Below are 2,361 nucleotides of genomic sequence, written 5' to 3'. Positions count from 1 at the left end.
TATTTCATGAGCAACATCACACCTATGTAGTATCCACCTATTTCAATAGTTACCAGGATTTATATAAATGCGCGGGCTTTGATGAGCGACCGTTAAAACAAGAATATGCCGAAAGTATTTTTCCTGTAAATCAATACATTACCGAAGAACTACTAAAATTAGATGAGCATGAGGAATATGTTTATCAGGATTATGAAAAAGCAGTGGTTACATCATTATTTTTAGGTGATTTTTCATTACACTCTGGAAATTTAGGTGTCGTGACAACTGATAATATTAAAAAGTTAGTTCGAATTGACTTTGGTGCCGCTTTTCGTTCATTTAGCGCTGAAATTAATCCGTTTCAGTCTATTGGAAATAGACTAGGATTAGAAAAAAACTATTTGAAACGCGATCATCCTTTGGATCGGATTTTTTGCCGTACTTTTTGTGCGGAACTGTGTCGAGTAGCAAAAATAGACTTAAATGAAACCATTATGGCGGAATGGAGAAAAATCAAGACGTTCTTCACCCAAGATGATTTAGTGCGTTTCGCGCAACGAATTAGCTCTGGCTCTCCCTCCTTGAAAGTGGATGATATAGATGTTTTTTTATGCCACAGGCTAAAACAAAGACAAGCCTCACTCACCCAAATGGCTTGGGAAATTGAGCTGGCGTTAAAACTAGAGTTTGAATGTGAAGATGAACTACGTGAGTTTCTATTAACTTGTTCAGCACGAGATTTAGCAAAGATTAAAAAGCTCATGCACTCACCCCATCTCTCGGCGATAGCTCCTTTTTATGCCAAAGAATTTCAATCAGTATTATTACAAGAGAGGTTTTCTGAAGTGGAGCAAGAAAATCAATGTATAGCAGGAAACGGTCTTACTTTTTTTGAAGAAAACAAAATGATTAAAAATGAAAATAACACCAATGCTCTTTCTGATGAGGAGCAAGACCCTTTAGATCTGAATTGGTTTTTTAAGTATTCATTATGATAATCAACGAGGCATTGTCGTCAAAGAAAGCGCCATAAAGTGTCGTTAACATGGCGCTTAGAGAATACCGTATTATTTCTTGGTGGGCCCTCCATTGACTCGTTTGCCCACCCTTAATTGAAATTAATCACCACTGATTACATCATTCATTTTGGCCAATGCATCATCAATGGTAAAGCTCGCCGCTTTTTGGACAGGCGGAAATTCTTTGAACGTGTCGGCAAATTTGCTCATAACAAACTGTGCTGTCAAAACGACATAATCACGGTGAAGGAACCAATCATAGTAAGTATTGGAAGTGATGTCCGCCCGTTCGAACGGATCTGTGCGTAAATTAAAGAGTTTAGGGACACGAAGATGAACAAAAGGCTCTGCCCAAACTTGCAATGTGCCTTGACAACGTTGCTCCATGAATACAATTTTCCAGTTGTCGTAGCGTAATCCAAGCACATCACCGTCATCACTAAAATACACGAAAAAGTTACGAGGACTATGCTCTTCTTTGCCTGTTAAATAAGGCATTAGACTGTAACCATCTATGTGATTTTTAAAGGTACGACCATTTGCTTTGTAACCTTTTTTAAGTTTTTCAGTAACGTCCGGATCACCTGCCATTTCCAAGAAGGTTGGAAACCAATCGTGGTGCTGGATTATTTCATTTGAAATACTGCCGGCTTTTATTTGCGAGGGCCAACGAACGACCATGGGAACACGAAATGCTCCTTCCCAGTTAGTGTTTTTTTCACTTCTAAACGGTGTCATACCTGAGTCTGGCCAAGTGTTCATATGAGGGCCATTGTCTGTAGAATACATCACGAACGTATCTTCAGCGATACCTAAATCATCAAGTAGATTAAGCATTTCGCCTACATGCCTGTCATGATCAATCATAGTGTCGTGATATGGAGATTGCCAGCGCCCTGCCTGCCCCAGGCTTTCTTTTTTGGTATGGGTAAATAAATGCATGTGCGTTGTATTTAACCAGACAAAAAATGGCTTATCCGCTTTATGTTGACGAGTTATGTATTCTTTTGCTGCGGCGATGAATTCATCATCGCAGGTTTCCATGCGTTTTTTAGTGAGCGGCCTAGTATCTTCAATTTTTTGCTTCCCGACTCGACCCCAGCGTGGCTCCTCGGTAGAATCATCCTTATCAATAGCCCATGAACGTAAGCCCCCCCTTGGGCCAAATTGTTTACGATAATTTGGAAAATCCTTTTCTAGAGGATAATCATACATCTCAGGCTCTTCTTCGGCATTAAGATGATATAAATTCCCAAAAAACTCATCAAAACCATGTACAGTTGGTAAAAATTTGTTTAGATCGCCTACGATAGTGTCGCTAAGCTCGTGATTGATTTAAGCCATCCGTGGCTAAAATCGA

The 2,361-nt window shown here is 39.6% G+C and carries 1 protein-coding gene and 1 pseudogene; one reads left to right on the top strand and one right to left on the bottom strand.

The genetic code is table 11. The features are described from left to right. A pseudogene (locus Q0495_RS12075) lies at nucleotides 1–977 on the top strand (hypothetical protein); the annotation flags it as partial. A gap of 123 nt (nucleotides 978–1,100) precedes the next feature. Here Q0495_RS12075 and Q0495_RS12070 read toward each other — a convergent pair. Further along, nucleotides 1,101–2,312: a sulfatase-like hydrolase/transferase gene (locus Q0495_RS12070; protein WP_298626698.1), complete on the bottom strand. Its 1,212-nt coding sequence runs from the start codon at nucleotides 2,310–2,312 to the stop codon at nucleotides 1,101–1,103. Nucleotides 2,313–2,361: the final 49 nt, after the last annotated feature.

The sequence above is a fragment of the uncultured Legionella sp. genome, from assembly GCF_937871865.1.
In the GTDB taxonomy this organism is placed as follows: Bacteria; Pseudomonadota; Gammaproteobacteria; order Legionellales; family Legionellaceae; genus Legionella.
The sequence above is the reverse complement of the archived record's forward strand: the minus strand, read 5'-3'. Positions and strand labels throughout refer to the sequence as shown.